22 protein-coding genes and 1 pseudogene are annotated in these 26,766 nt (G+C 37.9%); 12 read left to right on the forward strand and 11 right to left on the reverse strand.

The window, feature by feature from the left end; genetic code table 11:
* Positions 1–148: 148 nt before the first annotated feature.
* A complete protein-coding gene (locus ACJZU6_RS17850; RefSeq protein ID WP_235865786.1) occupies positions 149–448 on the forward strand; it encodes a PepSY domain-containing protein in 300 nt (99 codons plus the stop codon).
* Positions 449–581: 133 nt separating this feature from the next.
* On the opposite strand, the gene ACJZU6_RS17855 is transcribed toward ACJZU6_RS17850, so the two are convergent.
* From ACJZU6_RS17855 to ACJZU6_RS17870, 4 genes are all read right to left on the reverse strand, one after another.
* Positions 582–737 (reverse strand): hypothetical protein, encoded by a 156-nt coding sequence (locus ACJZU6_RS17855; RefSeq protein ID WP_235865784.1) that lies wholly within the window; start codon positions 735–737, stop codon positions 582–584.
* A 391-nt stretch (positions 738–1,128) separates the two neighbouring features.
* A complete protein-coding gene (locus ACJZU6_RS17860) occupies positions 1,129–2,385 on the reverse strand; it encodes a GGDEF domain-containing protein (RefSeq protein WP_408900985.1) in 1,257 nt (418 codons plus the stop codon).
* Positions 2,386–2,516: 131 nt separating this feature from the next.
* The gene (locus tag ACJZU6_RS17865) at positions 2,517–3,113 is read right to left on the reverse strand and encodes a DUF1415 domain-containing protein (RefSeq protein WP_107276525.1); all 597 of its coding nucleotides are present in this window, start codon (positions 3,111–3,113) and stop codon (positions 2,517–2,519) included.
* 108 nt (positions 3,114–3,221) lie between these two features.
* Complete coding sequence (locus ACJZU6_RS17870) at positions 3,222–5,234, reverse strand: exoribonuclease II (RefSeq protein ID WP_327766854.1); 2,013 nt, start codon at positions 5,232–5,234, stop codon at positions 3,222–3,224.
* Between the two features lie 744 nt (positions 5,235–5,978).
* Here ACJZU6_RS17870 and ACJZU6_RS17875 point away from each other — a divergent pair.
* On the forward strand, positions 5,979–7,934 hold the full coding sequence (locus ACJZU6_RS17875) for a DEAD/DEAH box helicase (protein WP_080156201.1): 1,956 nt from the start codon (positions 5,979–5,981) through the stop codon (positions 7,932–7,934).
* A 67-nt stretch (positions 7,935–8,001) separates the two neighbouring features.
* Here the strand turns inward: ACJZU6_RS17875 and ACJZU6_RS17880 are convergent, their stop codons facing one another.
* On the reverse strand, positions 8,002–8,919 hold the full coding sequence (locus ACJZU6_RS17880; RefSeq protein ID WP_080156200.1) for a LysR family transcriptional regulator: 918 nt from the start codon (positions 8,917–8,919) through the stop codon (positions 8,002–8,004).
* A 231-nt stretch (positions 8,920–9,150) separates the two neighbouring features.
* On the opposite strand from ACJZU6_RS17880, the gene ACJZU6_RS17885 reads away from it, so the two are divergent.
* Together ACJZU6_RS17885 and ACJZU6_RS17890 are read left to right on the forward strand one after the other, a co-directional pair.
* A complete protein-coding gene (locus ACJZU6_RS17885) occupies positions 9,151–9,885 on the forward strand; it encodes a beta-ketoacyl-ACP reductase (protein WP_080156199.1) in 735 nt (244 codons plus the stop codon).
* Between the two features lie 353 nt (positions 9,886–10,238).
* The gene (locus tag ACJZU6_RS17890) at positions 10,239–10,391 is read left to right on the forward strand and encodes a hypothetical protein (protein WP_158258944.1); all 153 of its coding nucleotides are present in this window, start codon (positions 10,239–10,241) and stop codon (positions 10,389–10,391) included.
* A gap of 56 nt (positions 10,392–10,447) precedes the next feature.
* On the opposite strand, the gene ACJZU6_RS17895 is transcribed toward ACJZU6_RS17890, so the two are convergent.
* The 4 genes from ACJZU6_RS17895 to ACJZU6_RS17910 form a co-directional block, all read right to left on the reverse strand.
* A complete protein-coding gene (locus ACJZU6_RS17895) occupies positions 10,448–11,248 on the reverse strand; it encodes a TOBE domain-containing protein (protein WP_080156198.1) in 801 nt (266 codons plus the stop codon).
* 179 nt (positions 11,249–11,427) lie between these two features.
* Complete coding sequence (locus ACJZU6_RS17900; protein ID WP_080156197.1) at positions 11,428–12,771, reverse strand: TldD/PmbA family protein; 1,344 nt, start codon at positions 12,769–12,771, stop codon at positions 11,428–11,430.
* A complete protein-coding gene (locus ACJZU6_RS17905; protein ID WP_107276527.1) occupies positions 12,771–14,156 on the reverse strand; it encodes a TldD/PmbA family protein in 1,386 nt (461 codons plus the stop codon). Before ACJZU6_RS17905 ends, ACJZU6_RS17900 begins: the two co-directional genes overlap by 1 nt.
* 116 nt (positions 14,157–14,272) lie before the next feature.
* Positions 14,273–15,262 (reverse strand): GTP-binding protein, encoded by a 990-nt coding sequence (locus ACJZU6_RS17910; RefSeq protein ID WP_080156195.1) that lies wholly within the window; start codon positions 15,260–15,262, stop codon positions 14,273–14,275.
* Between the two features lie 203 nt (positions 15,263–15,465).
* Here ACJZU6_RS17910 and ACJZU6_RS17915 point away from each other — a divergent pair, with 203 nt between their 5' ends.
* From ACJZU6_RS17915 to ACJZU6_RS17925, 3 genes are all read left to right on the forward strand, one after another.
* Entirely contained in the window at positions 15,466–15,678 is a 213-nt protein-coding gene (locus tag ACJZU6_RS17915) for a KTSC domain-containing protein (protein WP_408900986.1), read from the forward strand.
* 162 nt (positions 15,679–15,840) lie between these two features.
* Entirely contained in the window at positions 15,841–16,836 is a 996-nt protein-coding gene (locus ACJZU6_RS17920) for a RelA/SpoT domain-containing protein (protein ID WP_408900987.1), read from the forward strand.
* A gap of 114 nt (positions 16,837–16,950) precedes the next feature.
* Positions 16,951–17,373, forward strand: a complete 423-nt coding sequence (locus tag ACJZU6_RS17925; RefSeq protein WP_408900988.1) for a PACE efflux transporter — start codon at positions 16,951–16,953, stop codon at positions 17,371–17,373.
* A gap of 53 nt (positions 17,374–17,426) precedes the next feature.
* Here ACJZU6_RS17925 and ACJZU6_RS17930 read toward each other — a convergent pair whose 3' ends face one another.
* Entirely contained in the window at positions 17,427–18,818 is a 1,392-nt protein-coding gene (locus ACJZU6_RS17930; protein WP_408900989.1) for a diguanylate cyclase domain-containing protein, read from the reverse strand.
* Between the two features lie 820 nt (positions 18,819–19,638).
* Here ACJZU6_RS17930 and ACJZU6_RS17935 point away from each other — a divergent pair.
* The 3 genes from ACJZU6_RS17935 to ACJZU6_RS17945 are packed head-to-tail and all read left to right on the forward strand — an operon-like array spanning position 19,639 to position 23,185.
* A complete protein-coding gene (locus ACJZU6_RS17935; protein WP_080156566.1) occupies positions 19,639–20,961 on the forward strand; it encodes a paraquat-inducible protein A in 1,323 nt (440 codons plus the stop codon).
* Positions 20,962–20,972: 11 nt separating this feature from the next.
* A complete protein-coding gene (pqiB, locus tag ACJZU6_RS17940) occupies positions 20,973–22,613 on the forward strand; it encodes an intermembrane transport protein PqiB (protein WP_080156190.1) in 1,641 nt (546 codons plus the stop codon).
* Between the two features lie 2 nt (positions 22,614–22,615).
* The gene (locus ACJZU6_RS17945) at positions 22,616–23,185 is read left to right on the forward strand and encodes a membrane integrity-associated transporter subunit PqiC (protein ID WP_080156189.1); all 570 of its coding nucleotides are present in this window, start codon (positions 22,616–22,618) and stop codon (positions 23,183–23,185) included.
* A gap of 76 nt (positions 23,186–23,261) precedes the next feature.
* Here the strand turns inward: ACJZU6_RS17945 and ACJZU6_RS17950 are convergent, their stop codons facing one another.
* A complete protein-coding gene (locus ACJZU6_RS17950; RefSeq protein ID WP_080156188.1) occupies positions 23,262–23,918 on the reverse strand; it encodes an HAD family phosphatase in 657 nt (218 codons plus the stop codon).
* A gap of 211 nt (positions 23,919–24,129) precedes the next feature.
* On the opposite strand from ACJZU6_RS17950, the pseudogene cqsA reads away from it, so the two are divergent.
* Together cqsA and ACJZU6_RS17960 are read left to right on the forward strand one after the other, a co-directional pair.
* A pseudogene (gene cqsA, locus ACJZU6_RS17955) lies at positions 24,130–25,297 on the forward strand (alpha-hydroxyketone-type quorum-sensing autoinducer synthase).
* 297 nt (positions 25,298–25,594) lie between these two features.
* A complete protein-coding gene (locus ACJZU6_RS17960; protein WP_107276531.1) occupies positions 25,595–26,743 on the forward strand; it encodes a M12 family metallo-peptidase in 1,149 nt (382 codons plus the stop codon).
* Positions 26,744–26,766: the final 23 nt, after the last annotated feature.

Raw genomic sequence — 26,766 nt, forward strand, 5'->3', positions numbered from 1 at the left:
CGCTTTTTATAATAGTTTCACTAAGGTAAATAACAGTAACAGATAAGTCATTTTATAATTATTGGTGCAATTCTTGCTTCTCACATAAGAGAGATAATATTGAGAAGGTTAATGTTAACTTTAGCAAGTGTGCTATTAAGGGGGACAAGTGATCAGAAGTGTTAAGGTGTTATTTATTAGTAGTAGCATGTGTTGCTTATTACAAAGTTATATTACTCATGCTGATCCTGTAGATACCAGCGCGGCTAATATGCTAAGTGTGCCGAGTGCCATGAAGCAACTTGAATCTGACGGTTATTATGATTTTAGAATGATCAAGATCGAACGAAAGCATAATGAAATTGCAGTGAAAGCGCGTAACAAAATAGGTGAATCGGTTGAACTAGAGATGGATTTATATACTGGTGTGATTTTGCATGAGAAAAGACATGGAGTAGAAACACCATAACAATCGTCTATTTCTGTGTTGCAGAATACTGATGATTTGCTGCTTCAATATCAAATCAAAGTGAGTTTTTTATGTGTCATAAAGTATGCAATGGATAAGTAATGGTGATGGTCCTTACTTATCCATTGATATGCTATTCGTCATCGTTAAATATTCGGCCTTCTAGGGAGTATGGATCGTTCTCATCGTATAAATTATGATGACCTCGAACACGCTTGAGTGTCTTTTCAAGGGCTTTTGCTTGCTCAAAATGACCTTCTTGGTAGGCAATAGATATTTTCTGTTCCATATCTTCGATTCTATCTTGGTTGTTCATTTTAATCCTCCCATTAAGTGACGGTTCAATACTGCCTCTTATTATTTTATACCAAAATGTAAAACAATGAATTGATGCAAATAAGTAGGTGTTTATTGTACTGTTTTTATCGAGTGGTTTATGTTTTCGCTCATATTATTTAGATTAGTGGCTATGCGGTGTCTTGTTAACTAAATGATGCGTTTATGTGTGAACATTGTGCTATAAATAACGGTGAATGTAGTTGTTAGCATGAGTATGGCCGCTGAAAACGCTAACATTACTTTTATTCTTGCGCTTTCCTCTTAACTAATTTTACGCCAATACTCGTAAATTCTTAGTAAGCCCGATTTCTATCGGGCTTTTTATTATGTGATCTTTATCGTTAACATAATGTGTCATCATTATTTTCTGCGATGTAGATTTGCTGCTTTTTCTTCTTTTGGCGTGCTATGCGTAATACCTCAATGGCTTGTTGTAATACTACTGCGGCTGTTTGCTCGGTATTCGCACTACACATCCCTGCGCTAACACTGACTTTGATGGCTTTTTTTCGTGGTTTTTTTACTTTTGTTGCTGTTTGTTGTGGCTGAGGTTCAATTATTATGGGCGCTATCGTGTGTTTTTCTGAGCCAATAGCGTGTTGCAGTTGTTCTATTATGGCCTGACAGTCGGTTATTTTTTTATGCTCAAAAATCACAATAAATTGCTGTGCGACAAAATAGAGATGTGGCGATAGTTGAATTTGCTCCGTTAAGATGGCGGCAATAGAAGCTTGTATATCACTTATCGCTTGTGGGTGATGTTTATCAATGATGGCGGTTGGGTTATCAATATCTAGTACTACAATCGTACAATCATGGTGTAATAGGGGGAGCGCTTGTGCAAGGGCGCGATGATCTGCTAATTGAGTGAGTGGATCGCGAAAACTTTGTTGGTAGTGACTATAACCAAGATCAATTAACAGAAATACAGCGCATAGAATAAAAGCACTGCTTGATATAAATGGATAATGAAAAAAAATAAAAGTGGTGGTCGCTAATAAGCTGCATACAAAAATATGACGATCAATGCGACGATGATATTTAACGGCTAATGCTCCTGTGCTACAACATACAGCAAGGTTAAAAAGAATTAAAATTAACGGCAGTGATGAAATATTGTGATAGGTAAAAAGGTGGATCTGTTGCCAGTTTTCAAAATCAGTATGATAAAAATAGCTGATAGTTGCACCAATACTGCATTGAATCATCACCAATAACAATAATGCCGCAGTACCCCAAGACAGTAATTTAGGTAGGGTAATAAAGCGCAGCAATAAAAGATTAATGGGTAATAGTGTCGCTAACAAACAAAAAATTAACTTAGTGTCGGTATTTGCTAATGACGTTTGTAGCCAATATAAAATAACGCAGTAAGCAACCAACATAACGATAGCAATAAACCCACTTTGCGCTTGAGGTTGTTTGTTACTGAGAATAATAACCGCACCCAGTAGTATAAAAGGAAGATTAACCCACAGTTGTGAGTAGCTCACTACAAAAGGGGTGAATAAAGGGTAACAAATAACCATGAGTGCAGTGATAAGCAAGGGCAGTATAAAGCGTGAATTGGGTGAGTGTAGACGAAACAATGACAGCATTTAACAATGAGCCCTAAGCAGAAGATGTAATGAGCTATTAAGATAACAAATAAATAGCGACAATAATTGAATATTGTCGCTATTTTATGACTTCGACGTTTAAGGTTATAACGTTAAGAAAAAGCGATCTATTATTTGATTAAATAAGGAAATAACTGACGCATTTGTTCTGGCGTTAAATTTTCAACGCATTCAATATTACGATCAGGGATTGCTTCTGGATTAGGGTAGTGCTTGATCACTTTAGCCATGCTTTCTTCACGGATAAGGTGAAATACTGGGTAGGGTGAGCGGTTGGTGAGGTTTTCTGCATCATCAGGTTCTGCACCATAGAAGCAGTAATCAGGGTGGAAGCTGGCAATTTGATAGGTGCCGCTTTTTCCTAATTGAACCACTAAGCCTTCAACAAGATCAAGAAATTGATTGTAGTCATCAAATTCTTCAAATAAGTAGGGGGCGACCACTAGAATCGTTTCTAGTGTTTCGGGTGGTGTTTCATCTAATTCTTTGAACTGCATATAAATTGTTTCAAGCAGATCATTTTCGTTATCGTCTTCACTCACAAAGATCTTAATTTGTTTATTGCGATTAGGCTTTGCGGCAAAAGGGCATAAATTAAGGCCGATGACGACATCTTCAAGCCATTGTTTTACTTGCTGTTCGATAAGTTGGCATTGGTCTGGCGCGTTGTTTTTTTTGTTATCGCTTGCTGGAGTATGATTTGACATTGAGAGCTGACTTCTATGAATTATTTATATTGGAATAATAGTGTGTAAGATGTAAAAAAGGCCAGCATTCACTGGCCTTTTGTTTTGTTATAAAGCCGATTTACATCGTTATGCTTTTTGTGGTGCGTCTGTTGCTTGTTCCGGTACTGATGTTACTTCTGGTGCTGGGTACTGTTGTACAGGTTTTGCTACTAATTGACGTGTTGCTGCGCGAACTTCCGCTAGTTTCACCTCAAAAGTATCACCTAGTTGGTATTCTTTAACACCATCAATGCTGATAATGCCAAGTTCACCGCTACATACAATACGCTCTTTATTATCAACAATTAGCGAACCTGGAATAAAGGCTGCGGCACCATTCTCAAGTAGGCGTACACGCATACCTGCGCGGTTAATATCAAAGATTTCAGCCTTAAAGACGGTTTCGTTCTTCACTGCATCTTTAAGTAAACGCACGTATAGCCAATCAGACACGTCACGTTCCGCCATGCGATGGTGACGACGGTGATTAGCAATCTCATCACCTACATTATCATCAGGCTTTTGTGTTGGCTCATTGCCTGTGATTAATGCTTTTAGTAAACGGTGATTGATCATATCGCCGTATTTACGAATAGGTGATGTCCATGTAGCGTAAACATCTAGACCCATTGCATAGTGAGGCGCAGGTGTATTAGCCACTTCACTGTAAGCTTGGAATTTACGTAGGCGGTTATCAAGATAGGTGCTATCTAGCGTGTTTAACCAACGACGTAATGCACTAAAGCCTTCTAAAGTAACTATTTCTTCTTTAGTAAACGGTGCTTCTGCATTGGTGATGAACTCCATTGCAGCATCAAGTTTTTCTTGATTGAAGCCGCTATGAACGTTAAACACACCCGTTGCAAATTTCTCTTGTAAAGCACGACCCGCACAAATGTTGGCGGTGATCATTGCTTCTTCGATCATGCGGTTAGCAATACGGCGTAAGTCGGTGTGAATAGCGACAACATCGTTATCTTCACTTAACTCAAAGCGGTAATCGGGACGATCTGGGAATACCACGGCATTTGCCATGCGCCAATCAGAACGTAACGTTGCAAAACCTTGTAGAGCAACGATTTGTTGTTCGATAACAGCGCTTGGTGTCCATTCATCACAATGGCCATTTTCAAGGAAATCAGACACATTGTTGTAAGATAAACGACCTTGAGATTTGATCCATGCACCAAAGAAAGTGATGTCATTCTGAATAACACCCGTATTATCGATAGAAACACGGCAGCATAGAACTGGACGTTTTTCATTTTCGATAAGTGAGCATAACTCATCACTTAGCTCACGTGGCAGCATTGGAATATTGCGGCCTGGAAGATAAATAGTGAATCCACGTTCACGCGCTTCATCATCCATCTTATCGCCAACGGCAATGTAAGAGGTAGGATCAGCAATCGCAATGGTGATTTCATAGCTACCGTCATCTTTAGCGACAGTATATAAGGCATCATCCATGTCTTTGGTTGATTCACCATCAATAGTAATGAAAGGCAAATCAGTTAAGTCTTGGCGCTCAATACCTTCATCAAGCATGGTCCAGCTATCTTGTGGTGCTGGCTCTGCATTAGGTAGCTGGTGGCGAGCAAGTGTCACCCACCAAGGTGCAATTTTGTCATTACTGTCAGTGATTTTTTGAGTGACATCACAGAAGAATGGTTGATTACTACCAGCAAGAGGGTGGCGAGTTAGTTCAGCAACAACCCAATCACCTTCTTTTAAGGTTTCGGGATTAATACCTTTTGCGGCACGTGCTCTAATCGCTTCTTTTAACTGTGGGTGATCTGGAATGATATGTAGGCGATTACGAATCAGTTTTACACGGCCAATGAAGCGTGTAATAGATTGTTCAACAAGCTCTTGTGGCTCAGCAACTTCGCGCTCTTTTTCGGTACGAAGAACGGCGATAACACGGTCACCGTGCATAACGTTTTTCATGTATACCGGTGGAATGAAGATGCTTTCTTTGTTATCAGTTTCTAGAAAGCCAAAGCCACGATCGGTCGCTTTGATGTAACCTTCCTTCTTAGGAAGTGTTTCTTGTATTTGCTTTTTTAGCTGTGCTAACAGCGGGTTATCTTGAAACATTATGTCTGGTCTCAGATTATCGACATAGACACTATACGTTTTTGGTCATCTAAAACCAAGATTTGACTGTTTTAATTTTCATCTTACATCATGATTTATCTTACAATCAATGAGTTACGTTTCATATTTTGCAGTTTGTGTCATAAAGTAAATATTTAATAACAACATATGATGATAAATATAAATAATAAAGAAAATATCGGCTAGAAACAGAAAAGAACCTTAAAACGGCATATATAGCTTTTTTATATTTTGGTAGCACTAAATTTATATAAAGCAATGTTAATTTGTTTGTTTAAATTCATTAAAAAACAATAACTAAAGGTGAGTGTTGTCGAAGAGTGCTCGCTAAGCATAAAAAATCAAAAAGAACACTTATATAAAGAAGGAACAAAAAAAACGGCAATATAAAAATGCTAATAAAAGATTACCCTAATCTAATGTCAAAACTCAGTTTAATAGATTAAGTTTGGTAGCGAGGTTAACTATTGCTCTTATTTTCAACAACATAGTTAATTGGTAATCGATGAAAAGTTCTAAAATGTTTATCAGATGTACTATTTGTTCAATAAATGGTTGTTTGTGAGTTATTTTGTGACGTTGTTCAATTTTTTCTGGCTTTTTATCCAGTATTAGCCCACAATACGCCCCCTATTAGTCGAGGCCCGTGCTAGTGGTTGCTGTTGCAGAACCCTCTGTAGCAAAGGGGCCCCGTTTTTAAGTTGATCATATATTGGGATCCCAATGCAAGAAACTGTTACAGAATTTCGCCAATTAGATTTGGCCGACACGCTTTTATCCGCACTAGACTCTATGGGTTTCGTATCGCCTACACCTATCCAGGCGGCGTCAATACCTCTACTTTTAACTGGTACGGATGCGCTTGGTAAAGCACAGACTGGTACTGGTAAAACAGCAGCGTTCTCGTTGCCTGTACTGAACAAAGTAAATCTTTCTCAGCATAAGCCACAAGCTATTGTTATGGCTCCAACACGTGAGCTTGCAATTCAGGTTGCTGCAGAAATTAAAGTACTTGGTCAAAATATCAAAGGCCTTAAGGTTCTTGAAATTTACGGCGGTGCTTCAATCGTTGATCAAATGCGTGCACTAAAAAATGGTGCTCACATTGTTGTTGGTACTCCTGGTCGTGTTAAAGACCTTATTTCACGTAAGCAACTTCACCTAGACGAAGTATCTACTTTCGTTCTTGATGAAGCTGATGAAATGCTAAAAATGGGTTTCGTTGACGACGTTACTTGGATCATGGAACAAGCACCAGAAACTGCACAACGTGTACTTTTCTCTGCAACTATGCCTCCAATCGTTAAAGAAATCGTTGATCGTTTCTTACGTGATCCAGCACGCATTGACGTTGCAGGTGAGAACCGTACTGTATCTCAAGTATCTCAACAATTTTGGGTTGTTAAAGGCGTAGAGAAAGACGAAGCAATGAGCCGTCTTCTTGAAACTGAAGATACTGATGCATCAATCGTATTCGTTCGTACTCGTCAAGATACTGAGCGTCTAGCTGATTGGTTATCTTCTCGTGGCTTTAAAGCTGCGGCACTTCACGGTGATATTCCTCAGTCGCTACGTGAGCGTACTGTTGACCATATCAAACGTGGCGTGATCGATATTCTAGTTGCAACTGACGTTGTTGCTCGTGGCCTTGACGTTGCACGAATCACACACGTATTCAACTACGATATCCCATTTGATGTTGAGTCATACATCCACCGTATCGGCCGTACTGGTCGTGCTGGACGTGAAGGTAAAGCGATCCTATTGGTTCGTACTAACCAAATCCGCATGCTACGTACTATCGAGCGTGTTACTAAGTCTCGTATGGAAGAAATCCAACTTCCTCTACGTGATCTAGTAGCTGCATCTCGTCTAAACCGTTTAGGTGAAGAACTAGCTGCACAGAAAGAACAAACAAATGTTGATGCATTCGTTGAACTAGTAGCAAAACTACAAGAATCAATCGATGTTGACGCAGCAACACTAGCAGCAATGCTTCTTCAACGCCAACAAGGTAATCGTCCTTTATTCTATAAAGGTCCAGATCCAATGATCGCAGCTATCGAGCGTGAATCACAACGTCGTGAGCGTCGTGGTGATCGTGATGACCGTGGTAGTGATCGTCGTGGTGACCGTCCTGATCGTGGCGAACGTCGCGGTGAGCGTGGTGGTGAGCGTGGCGAACGTCGCACTTTCAACAGCGCTGATTGGGATACTTACCAATTACAAGTTGGCCGTGAGCAAGGCGTTCAAGTTAAAGATATCGTTGGCGCAATTGCAAACGAACTTGGCTTAAGCAAAGAGTTCATCGGTGCAATTAAACTTGCTCCTTCACATACTTTTGTTCAACTTCCTAAAAAGATGACAGCAGAAGTTGCAGCACAACTGAAGAAACTACGTATTCGCCAGAATGACGTTAAAGCAGTTGTTGTTGAAGGTGAAGTACTACGTGAACATCGTCCACGTACAGGTAATCGCGACGGTAACCGTGGCGGTGAGCGTACTGGTCATCGTGGTAGCCGTGACGGCAATCGCGAAGGCAACCGTGGCGGTGAGCGCGGTGGCGAGCGTCGTTTCGATCGCAACCGTGGCAACGATAGCCGTGGTGGCTACCGTGGCAACCGTGATGGTGCAGCAGCACGTCCAGCGGGCGACCGTAAGCCACGCACTGACGCTTAATTTGCGCTAGCGTAATAAAAAAAGCCAGACGAAAGTCTGGCTTTTTTATGTCTTTTTTTTGAGGGTATCAACTTACATTACGGCTAAGGTTAATGTCTGCGACGCGTTTCAATAGATATTCTTTAAAATTAGCACAGCGAGCTGGCATGTATTTTCTGGGTTTGTAATATAAGCTCAGTTCAAACTCACTGCTAATATAGTCATTAAGCACTGATACTAAATTGTTTTGCTGTAAATCCTCTTGAATCAAGCTGTAAGGCAAATACGCAATTCCCCCACCAGAAAGTGCAATACTTTTTAAAATTTCACTGTCATCAACTTCGACGGTACGTGAAATCTGTACTGAGTTATATTCTCCATCTTGTTCAAAAATCCAACGGTTTCCACCAACAAGCGTGGTTGCAAATAAACATAAATGATTTTTTAAATCGTTAGGAATAACGGGTTGCCCATAACGCACAATATAAGCAGGTGAGCAACATGCTTTTAGTGGCTCACGGAATAGGGTTCGTTTTACCAATAAACTGTCTTTATCTTGAAAACCACGATAAGTCGCATTCGCGCGTATCGCAAAATCAACTTCATGCACATTGTCGACTTCAAAAGCCGTTTCAATAACGACAAAATTAATGTTGGGGTTATCACTGACGTATTCACCAATAATGACACTTAAATAATGCTTGGCAAACAGTGGAGTACAGGCGACTTTTATGGTGCCACTATCTTCTTGGCTGAGGTTTTGTATTTCATTAAGTACATCGGTGATTTGATTATTAATCTGCGTGAAACGTTGAAATAAGTGTTGTCCAGCCTGTGTGACAGAAATTTTGCGCGTAGTTCGTTTTACCAGACTGATGCCCATCATTTCTTCAAGTTCAGTGATCCAACGGCTTCCTGCTGATGCTGAAATACCATATTGTTTTGCTGCTTCTGTGACAGATTGGCACCGTACAACATGCAGAAAAAAGATAATTTTATTTAGCATCGTTTTCCTTACGACAACAATTAAAAGTAAAAATAAGCTATGAATAAAGTATACTAATATGCCTCGTGTTGCACTTAGTAATAGTGGTAATAATGGCGATTATCTTGTTTATGCAATTGTGTCTTGTGATATTAGGCCTAATGTTCTCGCTAGAGTTATCTAGAATGAAGATTAAGCACTTAGTTTTACTTTGTGTAATAGGATGATAATAAATATAAAGAGGGGAAAAATATGTTAGCAGGTAAAGTATGTCTTGTAACAGGTGGGGCTCAAGGAATTGGCCGTTGTATTGTTGAAACCTTTGCTCGTCAAAACGCAACCCGTGTTATTGCTTGTGATATGAATATGGGCATGATGGCGGATCTAGAACAACAGTTTCCTAATGTGACCGCTTTAGAGCTTAATGTTTGTGATCGACAAGGGGTTGCAGATGCTGTGAAGCAGTTAACAGAACAATATGGGCATATTGACGTTTTAGTGAATAATGCTGGCATCACACGTGATAATTTAATCGATAAAATGACAGAGGCTGACTGGGACTTAGTCATGGATGTTAATCTCAAAGGGGTATTTAATATGACCCAAGCGATTGCACCTACGATGATGCAAACAGGCAGTGGTTCAATTATTACCATGTCGTCAGTTGTGGGAACCGACGGTAATATAGGTCAGACTAACTATGCCGCCACTAAAGCTGGTGTGATTGCAATGACGAAGTCATGGGCAAAAGAGTTTGCGCGTAAAGGTGCACAAGTACGTGCAAATTGTATTGCTCCTGGGTTTATAGAAACACCAATGACAGTCGACTTACCTGAAAAGGTGATTGATCATATGACATCAAAAACACCATTAAAGCGTATGGGTAAAGCACAAGATATTGCGAATTGCGCATTATTTTTAGCGAGTAAACAATCAAGTTTTATTACGGGACAAGTATTAAAAGTCGATGGTGGACTGGTTATTTAGTGATTGATTATGATTAAGCGTTGTTTTAAAACCATTGTGTCTATTGATTGTTAATATTAATAGATGCAATGCTTTTTATATTTATCACGCTAAGGGTATGGTTATATAAGCATCATATTTATCAATGTTTCTTTGTTTATGTTAGTTTACGGTAAAATTAGTATATTTTTGAAATTAAAGTGAAGGTTTAATTAATAAAAAGCGTTAAAATGCTAGTAGCGTAAATTGCACTTTACTGGTATTTCATAATGATATTTTCATCGGCTACACTATGGTTTATAAGTATTGCTTGCGTTCCATTATCCGTCACCTTTTTTTTATGTTCACTTAAACAGAAAAAAATTTGGTGGAATATGACGACATTAGCGTTTGTCTTTATTGCCTGCGGATTGATCGTTGTTCAGCAATATGAAGATTATGCACGTTTTACTGACTGTATAAGAAAAGGTTTTAACTACAATGCATTTTCAGGTGAATGTAGTGTGGGTGTACAAGATATAAAATGAGGATTGATAATAAGCTCATTCCTTTGAGCATAAGGTTATTATTATCAATTTATTCTTTAGCACATACTCGCAACAATAACCTGAGTTGAATGAAATAAGCCGTAAATAGGCATACCTAACCGTAACGTTTCATCCATTAAATCTTGGTTGTCAACGAAAGCACAAATGCTAATTTCATCAGTTAAGCTAATTGTGATTTCAGTTGATTGCTTATCTTGTTTCATTGCGGTAAGTGTACCAAGCAATTGGTTATCAAACCGATCCCGCTTTCCATGAATAAGATTTTCTTCACTACAGACCGTAATTGCTGGCCCTTTAATTAATGTCACCACATCTTTATTAGGCTTAAGGTGCAAACGCAAGGTACTGCCATGGGTGATTGTTGCTTGAATCTGATGCTGCTCAGTAATCGCAATAGTGACCACATCATATAGGTCATGGGTTTCAATGGCGCTAATATGCCCAAATAATTGATTACGCGCGCTTGTTTGTAGTGAGAAACGACTCATAACGCCGAGCAGGCTATCAAGAGGTGCATTTTCATCATTAAGCGCTTGTAAGCCCATATCTTGAATTTTATTTAACAGATCATACATCTGGATCAGACGTTGACCAAATCGCGTTAGGGTTGCGCCACCACCGCCTTTACCACCTTTCTCACAGTTAACTAACGGTTGTTCGTTGCTGGTGTTCATATCTTTAATTGCATCAAAGGCGGCTTTATAGCTAATGCCTGCTAATTTAGCTCCTTGGCTGATAGAACCCGTTGTATCAATGGCTTTTAAGAGTGCAATACGACGTGGGTTAGCAAACATTTTATTATTCATTTGTAGTGTTGCAATGGCAGTAAGATTCATGGTCTTATTCTCATTCTTATTAGGTGTTTTTTCTATGTTATCGCATTTTGTGAAAGATTTTAAATCTAATAATAGGGATTGTTAGTTGTAACGATAATAATGGACAAGTATTTGAGTTGGCGCAAAAAAAAACCTTACTGATGAAAAACATCAGTAAGGTTTAATCAGGTTAAATTGTATTATTTCCCTGCAATATTTAAGCGAGAGAAGCGTATTTTAGGAGCATAGAAACTGCGGCTATAGTCATTATCAAGTTGGTTTCCTACGGCATCAATTTCTTTGATCATTTGGTAGAAATTACCGGCAACAGTAATACCACGAACCGCTTGTACGCGTTGTCCGTCACGGCAGAGAAAACCACTAGCACCAAATGAGAAGTCACCACTTACGGCATCAGCACCTGAGTGAACGCCTTGTAATTCAACTAATTCAAGGTATTCACCAGCGGTAATATCTGCTTCGGAACTACTGCCTGCTTGAATAACGGTATGAGAACCACCGACACCTAATCCACCTTTGGCTGAACGGGAACCATTGGCTGTATTCTCGATGCCAAAATAACTCGCAGTGTGGCTATTGTGTAATAAGCTCTGAAGCTTACCTTCACCAATTAATAATGTGTCACGGGTTGCAAATCCCTCACTATCAAATGCTTTAATTGCAAAGCCGCCATTTACATACGCGGTATCAGTAATAGTTAGCAGTGGGCTTGCAACTTGAGTATGAAGCGCATCACGCCAAGGGTTTATCCCTTTCATTGCTGCTTGTCCTGATAGACACATGCCATAAGCAGAAAAGAGGTTACTCAAAGCACTAAGGGTAAATATTACCGAGTAGTGCTTACTGGCAATGGGAGCACCATCTAATAGTGCTTGTGCCATGTCGTAGCCGTGGTTAATACAATATGTTGAATCTAGCTGATGAAATAAACGTCCTGATGACATACCACCATGCATGGCTTGTTTACCATCTTTTTCATATAAAGTATAAGCATAGCAATATGTTGAACGTTCATTATGACTGCATAATGTGCCTTGGGTGTTGGCTAAAATGACATGGCTATCTGATTCAGCAAAACCATTGTAAGGTGCGCTGGTCGCATTAGGCTTACTCACTACACCTTGCTCTAATGATAACGCAAGTGCAATTTTGTCATCAACAGTTGCCGTTTCTATCTGGTACACTTCAGGTTCAATTGTCGCTAATCGGCTATCAAGACAACTGATGTTCTGATGGGGATCTTGTTGAGAATATTCAGCATTAATTAGCGCATTATTCACCATTAAATCAAGGCTAGCGATATCAAGTGATTCTGAGTAACTGGTGGCCGTACGTTGATCTTTAACTACTCGTACACCAATGACTTGACCAGATGTTACTTTATATTCATCCAGTTCGCCTTGGTTGGCTTTTAATGAAAAATTGTTACTGCGATTTGCAATAACATCAGCTTCGGCATTATGTGCCTTAACACGATCAAGGACGTAATCGATGGCCTGTTGTAGTGCATTTTGATCTGTCATTAGTTGCCACCTCCCACAAGAATATTATCCACTTTCAATGCTGCTTGACCGACGGTTGTTGGCACTGAGCCACTTACAGATCCGCACATGCCAGCGGCAAGGGCAAAATCATTACCTATCATGCTAATTTCTTTTAGTACTTTAGGGCCTGTGCTGATTAATGTGGCTGATTTTAGTGGCTTGGTGATTTTACCGTTTTCAACTAAATATGCTTCTTGGACGGCAAAGTTAAACTCACCCGTACCTGGCTGTACTGATCCGCCGCCCATTTTCTTAGCATAAATACCACGTTCAACGCCCGCAAGCATATCATCAAGAGTGCTTGTTCCCGGTTCAATAAAGGTATTACGCATTCGTGAAGTAGGGGCGAACTTATAAGACTCGCGTCGACCGGAACCTGTACGTTCAAAGCCAGTTTTTAGCCCACCCATACGATCGACCATAAAACTAGTTAGCTTACCGTCTTTAATCAATTGAGTGCGTTGGGTTTCCATGCCTTCATCATCAATATTGATGGAACCCCATTGATTGGTCATGGTGCCATCATCAACAGCACTAACAACAGAATTAGCAATCATTTCGCCCATTTTGTCGTAAAAAACCGAGGCTTTTTTAGCAACAGAAGTGGTTTCAAGTAAGTGACCACAGGCTTCATGGAAGATAACGCCACCAAAGCCGTTACCAATGATGACAGGCATTTCACCAGATGGACAGGCGTCAGCAAACAGTTTAACCATGGCTTGTTGTGCCACATCATGTCCCAGTTTTTGTGCGTCTAGATGGGTGTTAAATTCCCATCCTGTAAATGCGCCAGGTGCTTCGTAACCTGTTGATTGCTCACTACCATTTTGTGCAACAGCATTAGCAGAAATACGGGTGTAATGACGAGTATCGCCAATATGAAGGCCATCGGAATTGAAGATCTCAATTTGCTGTTCACGTTGTGCAACACTACCGATAAATTGGGCGATTTTTTCGTTTTCAGCGCGAGCAGCTTGATCCGCTTGGCGTAAGAAGGCAATTTTAGCCGCCATATTGGTGTCTTGGCTTAGCGGTAATTGACAGCTATGTTTATTGTCATAACGGCTTAAATCGAAAGAGCCCGCCGTTAATATTTGGTCGCGTTTATCTTTTGCAGCCAGTAAAGAAGTAACACGTTTTAACTCTTCTTCATCGGTGCTATTGGTGTAACCGTAGAGGACTTTATGGCCAAAGAATAGGCGGATGCCAATGCCAAAATCAATGCCTGAGTTAACTTTATCAATTTCAGCCGAGATAAGTTGGACTGAACTTGATTGATGATGTTCGACAAATAATTCAGCAAAATCGGCACCAAGAAATAGCGCGTGATCAATGACGGTTTTAGCAGTATTAGGGTTTAGCATTTGTGCTCCCTTCTTTTTATGAGCTCTATTTTATAACCTAGCAGTAAAGTGATAAAATTTCTCACTATTACTGCAATCGGTATGAGCAATGAATCGATAAGTACGGATCAATAGGGTTATTTAGCTACTGTGTTTTCAGTGATTGAACATAAAATATTCTCTAGTTCATCCCACGGTAGAACTTCACTATCGATCACTTCAATGCGTGATTCAAAGCCTTCTAGCGAGAGTTCATTAACCGATACCACTTGATTGACCACGTTAAAGGCAAAGCAGCCATTTTCAGTATTCACTACAGCCTTAACACGATTAGCATTAAGATTAGAAAATAGACTAAATAGTTTTGAAAATTCAAATAATTGATCAGCTGCGAAGAACCAACCGCAACTGTGATAACCCTGACCATGGTTTTCTTTACGAATAAACTGCTGACCAGGAGCGAGCTCTAATTCTGGCAATGGTTCCATTTGATTATCGTGATGGTGGTGGTGGCTATGCTGTGCCTGACGTTCTATACGTTCAATGTCTAGCCACTCAAGTTCAAGACGACCATGATCTACTTCTGCGATTAGGGCTTTTTTAGGCTCTGCTTTTTCCATTGCGGTTTGGAATGTGTATAAATCAAAATCGTCACACTGATCGATTTTGTTGGCAACAACAACATCAGCTAATGCAAGTTGATCTTGGAAATTAGCGTTATCAGTATAAATACTGTCAGCAAAATGGCGAGGGTCAACCACTGTGATGGTTGCTCGAAGATCAACATAATTACGGTAGCTTTCAGAGGTTAACTTATTGATGACTTCTTTGGGATGACCGAGGCCTGTTGGTTCTAACAATAAGCGGTCAGGTTTTTGTGCGAGTAATGCGTTAATACCTACAGACATAGGTAAACCTGCCACACAACACATGCAGCCACCAGGGACTTCTTTAATAATTGCCCCTTGCTGTTCTAAAATAGCACCATCGACACCAACATTACCAAATTCATTAATTAAAATGGCCCACTTTTCATGTTCAGGTTTGCGAGCGAGCAAAGAAAGAATAGAGGTCGTTTTCCCTGCACCTAAGAAGCCAGTAATAATATTTGTTGGAATACGTTTCATGTTTTTACTCAATTCCTAAACGATTAAGTACCAAAATAATACGGTCAGTTTACGTGAGCAGCCCTAAAGTGACTAGTATAACTGAGAGAAGCGTTAGTTAAGTGCCGTTTTTGGCTGCAAAAATGATGAAAAGCAAAAAAAAGTAGGTATGTTATAACGTTTTTGGCATGATTAATTATTCAAATAATAACGAGTGAATATGAATGATTAATTGGTTTATTGTGAGTTCTGATGTGATAAAAAAAATAGGGCATGATGTGAGTAATGACTGCCTTTATATTGATTTTGGCCAGCGCGGTGAATACGAAGTTTATACTAATGTATCTCTATATGCTTTTTATCATTTTTCGTTAGCCACATCGATTGATGAGTATTACCAGCAGGTTATTCGGTCAAGTTATTCACTGCAGTCTTAATATTATTAGTGGTAACTTTGTTATCATTTTAATATTCGTATTAAGTTGAAAAATATATGTAAAAAGCATAATTTAACGCATTTATTAAAATAACAAACACAACAATAAGTAATTGTTCGTTCGTTTTTATCTGTAATGTTATTTATCAATAAGTGAGTCAACATGAGTATTGCTTCTTTGACAGAAGATGAGTTTCTTTACCAGAATCGAATTAGTCAACAGCAGTGGCAAGCAAGCCAAATTTCATGGTCGACATTAAAAGCAATTGGTTTGTGTCATGAACAACGAACCGAGGCATTGAATGTTACCGCAGAATCATATGCACGCATTATTCAGCAATGTTCTCATGTTCATTCTGTTCGTTGGCGAGTGAAAAAACCACAGCATTTGATGGAGAAAATTGTTCGAAAAACACAACCTAATAGTGCGACGTTTAAAGCTAAATATCTCGGTATTAATCAGTATAATTATGACGCCATTGTTACTGATCTTATTGGCGTACGTGCGCTACATTTATTTAAAGATGATGGGTTAGCTATTCATGATTATTTAATGAGTAAGTGGCAATATGAAGAGCCACCGGTTTATTATGTTCGAAATGGTGATGATGAAGTGTCGGCTGAATTACCCGCAGATATTACAGTAAAAATACATCCAGCAGGTTATCGATCATTACATTATGTGTTTGGTAGTGAACTACAACACCGACGTATTTTTACTGAAGTACAAGTGAGAACTATTTTTGAAGAAGCATGGACAGAAATAGATCATAAAATACGTTATCCCAATTTTTCTACTGATGCAGAAATTTGTTCTTTTTTATTAATATTTAATCGTCTTGTTGGATCTGCTGATGAAATGGGATCGTTTGTAAAACAGCTTGCTATTGAGGCTGAGCAACGACAACAAGCATTAATCGTATCAAAAAATAGAACCGAAACAAGTGTGCTTGACGTTGAAGATTTATTTCAACAATTAGAAGAGAAAGCTGAAAAACAACATAATTCTCAATTAGTTATTGATCAACTTCGCCAGCAAGTCATGCTATTACAGGCGGATAAAAAAGCGTTACAACAATCCATGAATTTAAATATGCTATCGTCGTCAACTATGGTAACTCAGCGCAGCTATAAGGCTTCGGAATTGTTAGACAAATAGTTAATCTATCTCTTTTGCGGATAGGTTCTAGCTTGTTAATAGCAAAAAAACATTTATAGTCCGTATACAGAAAAGCTATCGATTATAAAAATACATGTACTGAGGGAATTTTTGATGAGAACGCGGTTGGATCGTATTCGCCATGCGATTTGTTTTGAAGTTATTGGTTTAATTTTATTGGTGTGTGTATTAAGCCAATTCGGGTTTGATGGTAGTCATGTTGGCGTAGTCGGGATTGCTTTTTCAATTTTAGCAACGGGTTGGAACTATATTTACAATATATGGTTTGATCGTATGCTTTATCGTCGTTATAAAACAACGGTAAAAACTACAATTGTTCGTATTCTTCATAGTATTGGATTTGAAGCTGGACTTCTTTTTGTTACGATTCCTATCTTATCTTGGGCGCTAAAAGTGACGTTATGGGAAGCTTTTGTGCTTGATATTGGAATGGTACTCTTCTATCTCATTTATGCATATGTGTACAACATTGCTTATGACCGCTTATTTCGAGTGCCAGTAGTACCACAAGATTAATACCGAATAATGTAAAAAAGCCCCTAATGTTGATGATAACATTAGGGGCTTTTTTAATGGTTAACATAAAAACTGTAACAGTTTTTGCCCTTTTTCTTACTGTCATAAACCGCTTGATCTGCATTGTTGATCAATTGTTCGATATCGCGTGTTTGATTATCTGTTACGGCAACACCAATCGATGCTGAAAACGGAATGACTATGTCCCCATTACTTACGGAACCATTTAGCTGACTAATCAGAGTTTCTAATATGTTGATTAAATCTGTTTCATTATTGAAACCACTGGTTAATACAATAAATTCATCCCCACCAAAACGACCAATTAAATCGATTGGATTATTAAAAAATGACTTCACATGTTGGGCAAAGATACTAATAACATCATCACCGTAATAATGACCTAAGGTGTCATTGATGGTTTTAAGGTTATCTAGGTCTATAAAAAGTAAGGCTAAATTTTGATGACGTTTTTGAATCGTAATGTTTGCATGTTGAATAAAGTACTTACGATTCAGTAAATTTGTTCGAGAACAATAGACACCATCTTTAGTCGTGTTAATGATGTTTTTAAAATGATGATTTATATCGATATTGCTATTTTTAGATGGTGATTGAATTGGAACAATAGAGGTACTTTCTTTAATAAATGCATCTATCGGAGATGTAATGATAGATACTTTTTTCATTAGGTAATAGCCAATAGCGATTGATGCAATGACAGAGATACAAATATTAATAATCATAAAAAGAACTCTATCTTTTAAATATTGATTATAGTTAAGTGTTGTAACTAAATACCAAGGTGTATTTTTTAATGGATGTAATGATAATATTTCAAGTTGATTTTTATTATTGATAACATGATAACTAAATGTGTTTTTATTCTTAATGTTATGTGATATTTGTTCGTTATTTAATGAAGAATAAATATTATTTTTCTTGAGTGTATTCGTGTTCTTACAATTATTACGGGTGTCTTTGCAATCATTGAGAATATTATTTTTGATGCTGGTGTTTTCTTGATAAGTTAAGGCGTGATTGATATCAGCATAAGAGACTGATGCAAAGATAGTACCTTCATTAATGCTATTATTAAACGGCTTACAGATTATATAAACATAGCTATTAGAGATAGGAGAGTAGATTAAGTTACTAATCGTTAATCTTTTTTCCTGTATTGCTTGCTGAAAATAATGACGATAGTTTATATTTTCAGCATTCATTCGGTAAGTTGTTGCAGCATTACCTTTCATGTCACTAATACCTAATGTTTCGATATTAAATGCTTGTTGATAGGGGCGAATAATTTCAATTCGTTGGGGTAACTGTAATGATAGATCCTGCATGACGGTATCATTCGATATTGCTGTTAATAAGTCAGTATGTTTACTAACAATCGTTAATACATTGTTCTCTGTGACGGTCTGATTTCGTGTCAGCATCTTTTGAATATTAGTATATTGGTTATAGGACCAATAGCCTATATTGAATATAACTAATAAGCTTAGACATAGTAAAATGTAGTGGGTGATCTTCTTTCTAATACTATGGCTAATGTTCATGTTGTGGTGTCTTTTATCGGATAATATATTGATACTTAATGAAATACTATATTACTGTGTTTGAAATACAGATGAATAGTCTTTATTTGTAACAATTCATCATGATTTCAAATCATAAGTAGGGATAAAAGTGGTTAAATTTACAATAAGCAGTATTTTTGTGTGAAAAAAAGGCGTTTTATTGGAGATTTGTGCTTTATTAAACTAAGTAGCATAATTCTGTTATTAGAAGAAGAGCATAAGTAAAAATTAACTGTTGGTAAATGTAATGCAGCATAGAGCGAGAATACTGTTATAATGTATACCGTTCAAAATAAAATTTCATAGTAAAGATAATGATAACTAATCATAAATAATCTAACTATATTAAACAATATATAAGGATTAATTATATTAATTAGCCAACTTTTGTTGTTAAGTTTTTGATGTTTAATGCATTACTTGTAATTATTGGATTGCGTTTTAGAATGATGGAATAACTGGCATATTCTAAAATAATCATATGTAGCGATATAGATTTAGGATGTGATAATAATGCGGTTTGGGGGGCTCAGCGAAAGACTGCTGACCATTTGTCTATTTTTTGAAAATGATTTTTAACATGTTAGTAAACTATACTATCAGATTTATTTGTCATAGGTGATGTACGTTGAGTAAACAAAGTAAACTCGCACGAAAGGCGGTTGACGTGCAACAATCGATGATGATTGCGTGTGAAGAGTGTGGGTTAGTCGTTGATATCCCGAATTTAAATGAAGGTGAAAAAGCGACGTGTCCTCGTTGTGGCCATACTTTAATCAAAACCGTTAGTTTACCTTTTCAACGTCCAGTTGCTTACGGTATCGCGTGTTTGATCATGCTAGCATTAAGCCTCTCATTTCCATTTTTATCTTTTACTGTAAATGGTATGGGGCATCAAATTACACTATTAAATGCGGCGGAAACATTGCAGCATTTTGAAAATAGTGTTTTAGCAGTTTTATTAATGACAACCGTTATTGTGTTTCCTGCGGCATATATAGTATTAGTTCTTTACCTTTATTATTGTGCCCACAAAGTAAAGAATATTGGACATGTGATTCATGCGCGTAGTTGGCTTAAATTTTTATGCCGAGTATTGTTTAAAATCCAGCCATGGCTAATGGTTGATGTATTTTTAATTGGCGTGTTAGTGAGTCTTGTTAAAATATCCGCATTAGCTCACATAGGCTTAGGGAATTCGTTTTGGGCGTTTTGTCTTTACAGTGTATTAGTCGTTAAATGTGTTTCATTAGTTGATAGAACGTGGTTGTGGGATCAGTTTTTTGCCATGGTTCCCGTAGCAGGGGTTCATGATGGTGATACACATATGGATCATAACCATGTTGGGTGCCATGCTTGTAATCAAATAAATCCAATGCCAACAACCCATCACGCACGTTGTTTACGTTGTGATAGCCGATTACATGTCTTTGATGCTACCCATTCATTGCAATTTGCTTGGGCATATTTAATTGCCTCCATCGTTTTTTATATTCCCGCTAACTTATATCCAATGATGTACACCGTGAGCTTAGGTCAAACTGAAGGCTCTACGATTTTAGGCGGTGTTGTATTACTTTGGAAAATGGGGTCGTGGCCGATTGCATTAGTTATTTTCATTGCCAGTATTTTTATTCCTATGGCAAAAATGTTTACCTTAGCATGGCTCTATTTTTGTGCGGGTAAGCAAGCAGATAATTCCGCCCATGTCGCAATTAAACGTTTAAAATTATACCGTTTAACCGAATTTATTGGTCGTTGGTCTATGGTTGATATTTTCGTTGTTGCTATTTTGGTGGCTTTAGTACAGTTACAAAATGTGATGGCAATTTCACCTGGTCCTGCGGCGTTATGTTTCGCAACGGTGGTGATATTTACAATGTTATCAGCGATGAGTTTTGATCCGCGGGTATTTTGGATACCTAAAGGTAAGTCGTATAAACAAGATTCAGAGTTAGATGCTACTGAATCCCATTCAGTAGTGCCTAGTGTACATAAATGAGAAAGCAGATTATGAGTGATAACCAGCCGGTTGAGGCTAAAGTGCAACGTTTGAAACAAGTATCACCAATATGGATTGTTCCATTGGTTGCGTTAGGCATTGGTATTTGGATGTTTGTTCAATATCTAAATAGCCAAGGGCCTGTCATTACGATTCGATTGCCAAATGCATCAGGCATTGAAGTGGGTAAAACCGCGATTAAATCGTTGAACGTTAAAGTGGGTGTGGTAACCAAAGTCCAATTAAGTGAAGACTATAGTTACATTACCGTGACAGCTCAAATGGATAACGATACAGGGCGCATGCTTAAAAATGACACGCTATTTTGGGTGGTTAAGCCGCGCATCGGTAAAGGTGGTGTATCTGGCTTAGATACTTTGCTTTCTGGTTCATATATTGAAATGCAACCAGGTGAAGGTAAAGAAGATAAGCATCATTTTGTTGCACTTGATGTTCCGCCAGTTGCTCCTGCGGATGCAAAAGGGTTACGTGTTATTTTAACCAGTCGTCAGGCGGGTAAATTAGGTGTTGGTGATCCAGTTCTTTATGACGGATTTACTGTTGGTCGTGTTGAACAAGTAGGTTTTGACATCAATAGTAAACGCGCTAATTACCAATTGTTTATTTTTGAACCTTACGATCGCTTAGTACGCACCAGTAGTAACTTCATCTTATCTTCTGGTGTCCAAGTGAAAGTTGGTGCTGAAGGTTTTGATGTTAAAATTGGCTCATTAGAATCATTAATTACAGGTGGCGTAACATTCTCTACGCCGATTGATGACCAAGGTACACAACAAGCGAAGCAAAAATCATACTACCGTTTATACGATAATACAGCGGAAGTTCGCGAGAAGACGTTTGAACAACATCTTGATTTTGTGATGCTATTTAGTGAATCTATTCGTGGCTTAAAAGCTGGCGCTCCAATTGAATATCGTGGTATTCAAATTGGTACAGTACAAAAAGTGCCATTACGTTTACCAACAAGCCAAGAAGGTTTTACCAGTAAGCAGATTCCAGTATTAGTACGCATCGATCTTGGTCGTGTTTATGATCATACTGATGAAGGTACTTTAGCGTCATTGCATGCCAATCTTGAAAAAGAATTTAAGAAAGGCCTACGAGCAACATTGAAAACCGGTAATTTATTGACTGGTGCATTGTATGTTGGCACTGATGTTTATAAAGGTGAAAAGCCAGTTCAAGCATTGGAATATGATGGTTATGATATCTTCCCAACTAAAGCTGGTGATTTAGCTGAGGTACAGAAGCAACTAACAAACTTATTAACGAAATTTAATAAGCTGCCTGTTGAAGATACTTTAAACTCAATGACGGCAACGTTAAAAGCATCTGAAAAAACCATGGCGACTATGCAAACAACGATCAATGATTTAGATCGTTTATTAAAGCAAAAAGACACACAAGCATTACCTGGTGATGTACGTGCGAGCCTAAAACAGATTCAGACAACACTCAATGGGTTTGGTCCTGATGCAGCACCATATCAGAACCTTGAAGGTGCATTAACACGTTTTGAAGCAGTGATGACTGAATTACAACCTGTGTTACGCCAACTAAATGAAAAACCAAATTCACTTGTGTTTGGTGATGAGCAAACAAAAGATCCAGTACCTGTTGGAGGTCGTTAATAATGAAAAAGTGGTTAATCATCGCAATGGCTACTTTAGCCGTAACGGGTTGTAGTAGTGCACCTGAAGGAATAAATACCTTCTTGTTGCCCGCGGGTAAAACATTGACCGTATCACACGCCAATAATCAACCATTATTGATTGTGCGTCCGGTTGAAGTTGCAGCACACTTATCAGGTACTGGCTTAGTTTATCAAACGTCAGCAACAGAAATAGTGGAAGCACAGCAAAACTTATGGGGTGAGGCATTAGCGAAACAGCTAACACGTCGCATTACTCATGACTTACGCCAAAAGCAACATCGTTTATGGGCAACACAGCTAACACCAACCTTATCAACAGTGGGAGCACCGCGTTTACAGGTACGTATTAACCAGTTTAATGGTGTATATACAGGTGTCGCTAATGTGGCTGGTGAGTGGATGATCATTGGTGCTAGTGGTGACCTGCAAACAGTGCATCCATTTGAGTTTAGTGTGCCATTATCTAAAGACGGTTATAGCGCCCAAGTTGAAGCGCTATCAACTGCGGTTGGTGAATTAACAACTCAAATAGCAAATGCAGTGAAGTAATATATTCACTTAAAAAGAAGCCCACAGGTTAATAGCTTGTGGGCTTTTTTATTACTTTTAATGTGGTAGTTACGCTTTATTGGTGTGTTTGTAAAAACGTTAATGCATCATCCATAGTGTTAAAAATATCATGTCCTAAAGCGCGAGTTTCAGTATCAGGCTCTACAAGGTCGATAATTTGTAACGTAGCCATATTGGCAGCGACTGCCGCTTTGACGCCGTTATTTGAATCCTCAAAGGCAATACATTGATTAGGCTCTACATGCAGACGTTGTGCCGCGAGTAAATATATTTCAGGGTGAGGTTTACCTTGAGTTACTTCATCGCCACAGGTTATATGTGAGAAGTATGTTGATAATCCAGCGAGATGAAGTTTTTTCTGTGCGAGTGCTTTGTGAGTGGAAGTGGCGACAACCATGGGGATTTTTTGGGCTTGTAGCCAGTTTAATAATTCGATGACACCGTGTTTAACGGGAATGGCTTGATGTTCAACAACGGCGTGGTAGTGCTGCATCCAGCGAGGGTGAAAAAGGCTATAATCCAACATATCACCGTAGCCTTGCTTAATGATAGGTTTAATCCCAGCTTGGTTTCGTCCAATCATAGAAAGATAAACCTCTTGCTTAAAAGGAAGGTCCATCTCACAGCATGTTTGCTTAAAAGCAGTCATACACACTTGTTCGGTATCAAGCAGTAATCCATCCATATCAAAAATTGCTGCACTATATTTCATCATATTCTCAGTGTGGTTATTTTTTTAGGTAGTCTCTCATAATATTAAAATTCAGAATAGGTTATATATAACAAATAATGATAATTGTTTTATCAGGATGATTTTATAAGATGAGCAAATAATAGGTTGTGTATTTTTTATTTGATAATAATATATCTTCGTTATTTATAAATATGTAAATAATATTATTTTAATTAAAAAGGAATATACCATGACAAACCATAACCTATCTAAGCCACTACCAGACTTTATAAAAAAAAATTGAATTTCATCTTGAAGAACTTATTTATCCTCGAAAAAACCAACAACATTTAGTTTTAGGTAAAAAACCAACAGAAAATGGGGTGTTATTACAGAGTAATGACTATCTTGCCATTTCTAATCATGATCACATTCGAGAAGCATATATAGAGTCGCTCAGTAATAATAAAAAAGACATTGTTATGTCCGCTATATTTTTACATAAAGAAGATGATCATTCATTTGAGCATCAGTTGGCGAGTTATACTGGCTTTGAGCATTGTATATTGTCTCAATCTGGATGGGCGGCAAATGTGGGCTTAATTCAAACAATTTTGCCTGTTAATACGCCAGTTTACATTGATTTCTTTGCTCATATGTCATTATGGGAAGGGGCTCGGGTTGCAGAAGCGCAGATTCATAGCTTTTTACACAATAATATTCGTCATCTAGAAAAGCTAATAAAGCGTAATGGCCCAGGACTTATTTTAGTTGATTCTGTTTACAGTACCTTAGGTACAGTCGCGCCTTTAACTGAGATTGTCGCGTTAGCCAAAGATTATGGTTGTGCTATTTTGGTTGATGAGTCACATTCATTAGGTACTCATGGACCAAAAGGTGCGGGGCTCGTTGCTGAATTAGGTTTAACCGATGATGTTGATTTTATAACAGTTAGTTTAGCAAAAGCATTTGCTTATCGCGCAGGGGCGATATTGTGTAGTCACAAAATTGGGCAAGCATTACCGTTTGTTGCGCGTCCTGCTATCTTTAGTTCTGCGTTATTACCTCATGAAATTGCAGTATTAGAGGCGACATTGAATGTTATTAAAAACAGTGATGATCGCCGCTCACGATTGGTAGAGCAAGCTGACAAATTACGTTATGGCTTAATCCAACTTGGATTTAATATTCAAAGCCAATCTCAAATTATTGCTCTTGAAACAGGTAATGAAGAAAATACTGAAATAATGCGTGATCATTTAGAAAATATGAATATCTTTGGTTCTGTTTTTTGTGCGCCCGCAACACCAAAAAATAAAAATCTTATTCGTTTTTCTGTCAATAGTGAATTAACAGATCAAGAAATAGAGGCTATATTACAAGCGTGTTATTTGATGAAAATCGAATTAGCATCATAATTATTACTAATATGTTCCAATAGCTAAATAGATGGTATTAAAATAGTAAATAATATTAAGCCTGCTAATAGTATTTAGTGGGCTTATTTATTTTTAAGTATACAGTTTTTTATATTATTAAATATATACTTCTAATGTATTTTTGAGTCGATATTAATACTTTAATGAGTAATGAATACGATTATTTTAATTAATTGTTGATATTGTTTTTTGCAGCTGTAGTATTTATTACAAGATTAACGATTAATTATTTAACCAAATAAAATAAACATGCAGATGTTATTTTAAGGGATACTCATGCAAAAGAAAAAATTATGTATATTATTAGCTATGTTTACAGGAAGTGTAAATGCTGCTGAGTTTGAGTCACCATTAATTTTACCAACAGAGATTGCCCATACAGAGGTTGCATCACAATGGGCTGTTGGTCATTATCAAAATATTAAGCAAGCGAACCGAGTTTGGAATCATTATAATATTGATATTAAATTGTCACCGGCTACTATTAGTTACCTTGACTATCCTTATGAGACCATTGAAGAAGTTTCTGACAATATTAAACAAATGATCGCAAATGACCCAAGTATTATTAATAATACACTAACGACTTTTGCATCACAGGTTTCAAATACAACCAAGGGGCATGCACGTTCACCAATAGGATTTGAAGATCTAGAGTCAATGAATAATGCTCAATTGATCTTAAGTGCTGATAGTGTAATAAATAGTCGTTATAAATTTGTTTATGCTCATGAAGTTGGACATACTTTTGGCGCTAAGCATACTGAGGCGAATACTGTTGATAGTACTGATGCTCTGTTTAAAAACGCTTACGGCACCAAACAATGTAATGCGGAAGGAACAACCAGTTTAATGTCTGGCTTTAGCAGCTATAACCCGGCAAATGGCTTACCGTTTATCAATGGTCAAGCTGGTTGTGATCAAGGTCGTGGTGATGTCGTGAGTTTATTAAATGAAACGGCTATTGCAAAAAAAGGCCTTACGCCATTAACGAATGTACAAACATTAGCTGCAAAAGTACGCGAAGATATCAATGCTCAACAATTTGAAGTCACACTTACTAGAAGCAAAGATATTGATAACGCGCAGCAAGCAATGGTTTATGTTGCGACTAAAGTCAGTGGTAAGCAACAAGCCGCTCTAGCACCTAAAGAGGTATGGTTTAGCGCAGGCAGTAAAACTGCGACGTTAACATTACCTTTTGATCAAGTATATCCATTGTTTGATAACGCAATCTCTAATGAAGGTACGTACTTAGTTGCCGTGACTAAAGATGAAGTAGTGCCAACGGATATTAACCTATTGGATCACAATACACAGTGGCCATTAAATCATGATAAAAAAGAAGGTTCAGGTGGTAGCTTGTCTCTATTTTGGGTGATGATGATGTCGCTGGTGGCTTATGGCCGTCGTAAAATAATGTAATTAAGTCATTTTTTAAAAGTAGG

The organism is Photobacterium piscicola (assembly GCF_046058925.1).
Classification (GTDB): Bacteria; Pseudomonadota; Gammaproteobacteria; order Enterobacterales; family Vibrionaceae; genus Photobacterium; species Photobacterium piscicola.